Genomic DNA, 6,306 nt, shown 5'->3' with positions numbered 1-6,306 from the left:
TGGCCGAGCAGGAAGGGGAACTCGTCGTTGATACCACCCTGCCTGTAGTGCAGATCGGTGTGACAGACCCCGCAGGCCTGCACCTGTACGACGGCTTCGCCCGGCCCCGGGTCGGGCACCACGATCGTCTCGACCCGCACCGGCTCACCCTTGCCCGGTGCGATCACGCCGCGTACTTCCTGCGCCATGGGCCTGCCCTTTCCTCGCTCTGCTGACGTGCTCTCTTCCGACCCTACGCGGGAACGATCAGCGACGGCACGCATCGCCCGTCGCCGATCGCCGCGAATCGCCGTGGACCGGGCCGGACGGCGGCCGTCCGAGTCTCCCGCCGCTTCCGTCAGATACCCCCGGGGGTACCTCTGCTACGGTGGCACACATACCCCCGGGGGTAATTCACCCGGGGGATCGAGGAGAGGAGTGTGCTGCCGTGTCCTTCATCGACACCATCGAGGTGCCCGGACTGGGCAATCGCGGCTATCTGGCGGGCGGGGCGCACGGTGCCGTCGCGGTCGATCCGCCCCGGGACGTGGACCGGGTGCTGGCGGCCGTCGCCCGGCGCGGGGTGCGGCTCACGCAGGTCGTGGAGACGCACGTGCACAACGACTACGTCTCCGGCGGCCTGGAGCTGGCCCGGCTGACCGGGGCCGCGTACGTGGTGCCGGCCGGGGCGCGGGTGGCGTACGAGCGGGTGCCGGTGGCCGACGGGGACGTGCTGGAGATCGAGGCGGGCCTTGCGCTGCGCGCGCTGGCCACCCCCGGGCACACCCCGCACCACACCTCGTACGTCCTGGAGGAGAACGGCCGTGCGGTGGCCGTCTTCACCGGCGGTGCGCTGCTGATCGGCACGGTCGGCAGGCCCGACCTGGTGGAGCCCCGGCTCACCGGCGAGCTGGCGCGGGCGCAGCACGCCTCGGCGCACCGGCTGGCCGCCGAGCTGCCGGACGGGACGGCGGTGCTGCCGACGCACGGCTTCGGCAGCTTCTGCTCGGCCGGGGACGCCACCGGGTCCGACACCACCATCGGCAGGGAGCGCGTGGTGAACGACGCGCTGGTCAAGGACGTCGACACGTTCGTCGCGGAGCTGCTGGCGGGCCTGGACGACGTCCCGGCGTACTACGCCCACATGGGCCCGCTGAACTCCGAAGGTCCTGCCCCCGTCGACCTCACGCCGCCGGGCCGGGCGGACGCGGCGGAGCTCGCGGCGCGGCTGGCCGCCGGGGAGTGGGTGGTGGACCTGCGCACCCGGGTGGCGTTCGCCGCGGGGCATGTCCCGGGCACCCTGAACTTCGAGGCCGACGGGCAGCTCGCCACCTATCTGGCCTGGCTGCTGCCCTGGGGCCGGCCGGTCACGCTGCTCGCCGAGTCGGCCGCCCAGCTCGCCGCTGCCCAGCGGGAGCTGACCCGCGTCGGCATCGACCGCCCGGCCGCGGCGGCCACCGGCACGCCCGAGGCCTGGCTGCGCGCGGGCGAACGGCTCCGCTCCTTCCCCCGGGCCACCTTCGCGGAGCTGGCCGCACGCGGCATGCGGGACGTCGTCGTCCTGGACGTGCGCCGGGATGCGGAACGGGCCGGCGGCCACCTACGGGGCTCGCTCCACATACCCCTGCACCAGGTGCGGGAGCGGCTCGGCGAGATACCCGGCGGCACGGTGTGGGTGCACTGCGCGGGCGGGATGCGGGCCGCCGTCGCCGCCTCGCTGCTCGACGCGGCCGGGCGCGATGTGGTGGCCGTGGACGACGGGTTCGCGGCGGCACACGCGGCCGGGCTGCCGATGGCCCGGCTCACCCCGGCCGAGGCGCGGGAGCGCACGGACGCGGACGCCGTACTGCTGGATGTCCGCGAGGCCGGCGAATGGGCGGCCGGACACGCGCCGGGGGCAGTGCACGCCCCGCTGTCCGGGCTGGCGGCCGGTGCATCGCTGCCACCGGGCGCCGCGGACCGCCCGCTCGTCGTGATCTGCCACTCGGGCCGCCGCTCCCGGGAGGCGGCGGCGCTGCTGACCGCCCGCGGGCTCGACGCGGTGGACGTCGTGGGCGGGATGACCGCCTGGCGCGCGGCAGGCCTCGCGGTGACCGCCGGGGGCACCGCCGGATGAGCACGCTTCTCCTCGCCCTCGGCGCCGGGGCCGTCACCGGGCTGGCGCTCGGGGCCCTGGGCGGCGGCGGCAGCGTGCTGGCCGTACCGGCCCTGATCTACCTGCTCGGCTTCAGCCCGGCCGCGGCCACCACCGCGAGCCTGGTCGTCGTCACGGTCACCTCGGCCACCGCGCTGGTCGCGCACGCCCGCGAGGGCGCGGTGCGCTGGCGGGCCGGTGCGGTGTTCGCGGCGGCCGGGATCGTTCCGGCGGCGGTCGGCGGCGCGGTCTCCCGGCAGCTGCCGGCCGCGCTGCTGACCGGGGCGTTCGCGGTGCTCGCCGCCGTGGCGGCCCTGCGCATGCTGCGCCCGGCGGCCGTCCGGTCCACGGCGCCGGTACCGGCCCGGGCGTCCCGGGTGGCCGCGGCGGGCGCCGGTCTCGGCGCGGTGACCGGCGTGCTCGGGGTGGGCGGCGGCTTCCTCGCCGTACCGTCCCTGGTGAACGTCGTGGGGCTCCGGATGCGCGCCGCGATCGGCACGAGCCTCCTCGTCATCACGATCAACTCACTCACCGCGCTGGCAGCACGCGCCGGTGCGGCAGCCGACATCGACTGGTCGGCCGTCGGCCCCTTCGCCGGCGCCGCGATCCTCGGCGCCTGGGACGGCAAACACCTCGCCTCCCGCCTCTCCGCAACCACCCTCCAGCACCTCTTCGCCTACGCCCTCCTCGCGGTATCCGCCTCCATGCTGACCGACGCCCTCACCTGACCCACCCCGTGCGCACCGCAAGGGGCGCGAGGAACTGCGCGACCAGCCACAACAACGCCGCACACCCGGCACCCCCCTGCGCCCCGCAAGGGGCGCGGGGAACTGCGCGACCAGCCACGACGGCGCCGCAGACGACAGACGACAGACTGCAGATCGCAGAGCCTGCGGCGAAGCCGCTCAGGCGAGGGAGAGGAACAGCTTCTCCAGCCGGGCCTTCATCTGCTCGCTCGTCTCACCGTCCGCGCCACCCCGCCCGGGATCGGCGATGCACTGCTGCAACCCGGTCGCGATGATCGCGAAACCCGCCCGGTCCAGGGCGCGCGAGGCCGCCGCGAGCTGGGTGACCACGTCCTCGCAGTCGCGGCCCTCCTCGATCATCTTGATCACGCCGGAGATCTGCCCCTGCGCCCGGCGCAGCCGGTTCAGCACCGACTTGAGCTCGTCGCCCTCGAACTGAAGCTCCACGACCACCACTCCTTACATACCCGTAGGGGTATTTTACCCGCCCCTCGGGCGAACCCACCGCTCAGCACTGCAAGGAAGGATCGCATCCGCCATGACCACCACTCCCCCGAACCCGGATCTCACCCCCGACCAGGCCCTCGCCCGCCTGCCGGAGCTGACCGTCGTCGACGTCCGTACACCCGCCGAGTACGCCACGGGCCATGTGCCCGGCGCCCACAACATCCCCCTGGACAGCCTGGACCGGGCCCTGCCCGCGCTCCGCGCGGCACACGGCGGGCTCCTCCTCGTCTGCGCCTCCGGCGCCCGGGCCGAGCGCGCCCGGTCGGTCCTCGCCGGACACGGCATCCCGGCGGCCACCCTCACCGGCGGCACGCACGGCTGGGCCGGGCACGGTCACGCACTGCACCGGCCGCGGGGCGGGTCCCGCGCGACCTGGGCCATGGAACGCCAGGTGCGGTTCACCGCCGGGGCCGCCGTCCTCGTGGGCCTGGGCCTCGGCCCGCTGCACCCGGCCTGGCTGCTGCTGTCGGCGGGGGTCGCCGGCGGCCTGGTGTACTCGGCGCTCACCGACACCTGCGCAATGGCCGCGCTCCTGTCCAGGCTGCCGCACAACCGGCCGCGTCCGGCCGACCTCGACGCGACCCTGGCGAGGCTCGGTTCCGCCCGTGGCTGACCGGGCGCCGGGGCCGCAACCGGCCGTCGTAGCCTGGGGATCGTCGGAGGGCGCAGCCCGCCGCCCGGACGAGGAGCACCGTGACCGCCGCAGACGCACTTCCGACGAAACAGCCGAAGGAGCCCGTGTTCCGGCTGCTCCTCTCCTACGTACGGCCGCACCGCTGGGCCCTGCTGGCCGGTGCGGCGCTCTCGCTGGTGACGGGTGCGACCGGGCTGCTGCTGCCGCTGGTGGCCCGGGGGCTGATCGACGACCTGTCCCACGACCGTTCCATCACCGGCAAGTTGCTCGCGATGGCGGCCCTCGTCGTCGCCAACGCCGGGGTGGGCGCGCTGGGTTCGTACGTCCTCAGACGCACCGCGGAGTCGGTGGTGCTCGGGGCGCGGCGCACCCTGTCGTCGTACCTGCTCAGGCTGCGGATCACCGCGGTGGACCGGACCGAACCCGGTGACCTGATGGCCCGGATCACCTCGGACACCACGCTGCTACGCGAGGTCACCACGGACTCGCTGGTCGCGCTCGGCACCGGCGGGCTCACCCTGGTCGCCACCGTGGTGATGATGGGGGTGGTCGATCCGGTGCTCCTTGCCGTCACCCTCGTGGTGATCGCGGCGGCGGGCACGGTACTGGGCACGATCGTGCCGCGCATCAACCGGGCGAGCCGCCGGGCGCAGGACGCGGTCGGGGTGATGGGGGCCTCGCTGGAGCGGGTCCTGGGCGCGCTGCGCACGGTGAAGGCGTCCGGTGCCGAGCACCGGGAGGAACTCGCCCTGCACGAGGCCGCCGAGGAGTCCTGGCGGCAGAGCGTACGAGCCGCCAAGTGGTCGGCCGCGGCGGGCAACACGGCAGGGCTCGCGATGCAGTTGGCGTTCATCACAGTGCTCGCGGTGGGCGGGGCGCGGGTGGCGACCGGTGCGATCGGGGTGGGCACGCTGGTCGCGTTCCTGCTCTACGTCTTCTATCTGATGCAGCCGATCCAGCAGGTCGTCGGCGCGATCACCCAGTACCAGACCGGCGCCGGCGCGCTCGCCCGGATCCAGGAGGCGCTGCGGCTGCCCGCCGAACCCGCGTCCCGGCCCGCCGAGTTGCCGTCCCCCGGCACCGAACCGGCCTCGGTCGCCTTCACCGACGTACGCTTCCGCTACGCCGACGACCTGCCGTACGTCCACCACGGTGTCAGCTTCGACGTCCCCGCCAGGGGCATGACCGCGTTCGTCGGGCCGTCCGGTGCGGGCAAGACCACCGTGTTCTCGCTGATCGAGCGGTTCTACGACCCCGAGTCCGGCACCGTCGCCGTGGACGGCCGCCCGGTCGCCGACTGGGAACTGCCGCTGCTGCGTTCGGCCATCGGGTACGTCGAGCAGGACGCGCCGGTGCTGTCGGGCACGCTCAGGGACAACCTGCTGCTCGGCAATCCGGCGGCGGACGAGGACGCGGTCACACGGGTGGTGAAGACGACCCGGCTCGACGGTCTGGTCGCGCGGCTGCCGCAGGGCCTGGAGACGCTGGTCGGCCATCGCGGCACCAAGCTGTCCGGCGGGGAACGCCAACGGGTGGCGATCGCACGGGCGTTGCTGCGCCGGCCCCGGCTGCTGCTCCTGGACGAGGCCACCTCGCAGCTGGACGCGGTGAACGAGGCGGCGCTCCGGGACACGGTCGCCGACGTCGCACGGTCCACCACGGTGCTGGTGGTCGCGCACCGGCTGTCGACGGTGACCATGGCGGACCGGATCGTCGTGATGGACGCGGGCCGGGTCCGCGCGGTCGGCACGCACCGCGAGCTGGTCGCCGCGGACCCGCTGTACGCGGAGCTGGCGGCGACGCAGTTCCTGGCCTCGGAGCACTGAGCACTGAGCACAAGGAACCGGGAACGAGGACCGGGGAACAGGCAACGGGCAACGAAGAGGGCCGCCCCTGCGCGGGACGGCCCTCGGTGTGCGACGGGATCAGGCCTCGATGCCCGGGAGCAGTCCCATGACGGGCGCGGCCAGGTCGGTGAGCTGGTGCAGCTCACCCAGCTTGTGGAGTCCGTTCAGCCCCTGCACCTGCTCCGAGACCTTCGGCATCCTGCCCCGGTACTCCGCGGGGACGTCACTGCTGGTGACCGAGTCGAGCACGCCGAGCGCGGTGAGCTTCCCGGGGTGCTGCGCGCCCGCGTCGGCCGCGTTCGCCAGCGGCGCGGCGAGGCCGGTGACCCCGACGGCAAGGCCGACGGCGGCGACGATACGTCGTGTTGAGATCATGTCCTCAGCAACGGGCCCGGCGCCGGGGCGGACACGGGCAGCCGGTCCCCCTCACCCGTCAGGAGGAGCGCACGGCCTGCGCTT

At 74.4% G+C, this 6,306-nt stretch carries 7 protein-coding genes and 1 pseudogene; 5 read left to right on the top strand and 3 right to left on the bottom strand.

The features are described 5' to 3' along the window. On the bottom strand, positions 1-188 hold a 188-nt coding region (locus AB0D74_RS33925; protein WP_362587592.1), incomplete at its 3' end, for an alcohol dehydrogenase catalytic domain-containing protein. A 239-nt stretch (positions 189-427) separates the two neighbouring features. Here AB0D74_RS33925 and AB0D74_RS33920 point away from each other — a divergent pair. The 3 genes and pseudogenes from AB0D74_RS33920 to AB0D74_RS33910 all read left to right on the top strand — a co-directional run. Next, positions 428-1,774, top strand: a pseudogene (locus AB0D74_RS33920) (MBL fold metallo-hydrolase); the annotation flags it as partial. After that, positions 1,772-2,095 carry a rhodanese-like domain-containing protein gene (locus AB0D74_RS33915; protein ID WP_362595506.1) on the top strand — a complete coding sequence of 108 codons (324 nt, stop codon included), beginning with the start codon at positions 1,772-1,774 and terminating at the stop codon, positions 2,093-2,095. The pseudogene AB0D74_RS33920 and the gene AB0D74_RS33915, both read left to right, overlap by 3 nt. Beyond that, on the top strand, positions 2,092-2,841 hold the full coding sequence (locus AB0D74_RS33910; RefSeq protein ID WP_362595490.1) for a sulfite exporter TauE/SafE family protein: 750 nt from the start codon (positions 2,092-2,094) through the stop codon (positions 2,839-2,841). The genes AB0D74_RS33915 and AB0D74_RS33910 overlap by 4 nt, the downstream gene beginning before the upstream one ends. A gap of 177 nt (positions 2,842-3,018) precedes the next feature. Here AB0D74_RS33910 and AB0D74_RS33905 read toward each other — a convergent pair whose 3' ends face one another. Continuing rightward, positions 3,019-3,306, bottom strand: a complete 288-nt coding sequence (locus AB0D74_RS33905) for a metal-sensitive transcriptional regulator (RefSeq protein ID WP_362595488.1) — start codon at positions 3,304-3,306, stop codon at positions 3,019-3,021. 91 nt (positions 3,307-3,397) lie between these two features. Between AB0D74_RS33905 and AB0D74_RS33900 the strand changes: the two genes are divergently transcribed. Both AB0D74_RS33900 and AB0D74_RS33895 read left to right on the top strand, forming a co-directional pair. Beyond that, entirely contained in the window at positions 3,398-3,979 is a 582-nt protein-coding gene (locus AB0D74_RS33900) for a rhodanese-like domain-containing protein (RefSeq protein WP_362595486.1), read from the top strand. Positions 3,980-4,059: 80 nt separating this feature from the next. Next, positions 4,060-5,826 (top strand): ABC transporter ATP-binding protein, encoded by a 1,767-nt coding sequence (locus tag AB0D74_RS33895; protein ID WP_362595484.1) that lies wholly within the window; start codon positions 4,060-4,062, stop codon positions 5,824-5,826. Between the two features lie 99 nt (positions 5,827-5,925). On the opposite strand, the gene AB0D74_RS33890 is transcribed toward AB0D74_RS33895, so the two are convergent. Continuing rightward, positions 5,926-6,222 (bottom strand): hypothetical protein, encoded by a 297-nt coding sequence (locus tag AB0D74_RS33890; protein ID WP_362595482.1) that lies wholly within the window; start codon positions 6,220-6,222, stop codon positions 5,926-5,928. Between the last annotated feature and the right edge of the window lie 84 nt (positions 6,223-6,306).

The organism is Streptomyces sp. NPDC048278 (assembly GCF_040652195.1).
Lineage (GTDB): Bacteria > Actinomycetota > Actinomycetes > Streptomycetales > Streptomycetaceae > Streptomyces.
The sequence above is the reverse complement of the archived record's forward strand: the minus strand, read 5'-3'. Positions and strand labels throughout refer to the sequence as shown.

Bases quoted from the DNA above. Each gene is read 5' to 3' on its own strand.
- AB0D74_RS33915 (WP_362595506.1), top strand. From the start codon at position 1,772: ATGGCCCGGCTCACCCCGGCCGAGGCGCGGGAGCGCACGGACGCGGAC.
- AB0D74_RS33910 (WP_362595490.1), top strand. From the start codon at position 2,092: ATGAGCACGCTTCTCCTCGCCCTCGGCGCCGGGGCCGTCACCGGGCTG.
- AB0D74_RS33900 (WP_362595486.1), top strand. From the start codon at position 3,398: ATGACCACCACTCCCCCGAACCCGGATCTCACCCCCGACCAGGCCCTC.
- AB0D74_RS33890 (WP_362595482.1), bottom strand. From the start codon at position 6,222: ATGATCTCAACACGACGTATCGTCGCCGCCGTCGGCCTTGCCGTCGGG.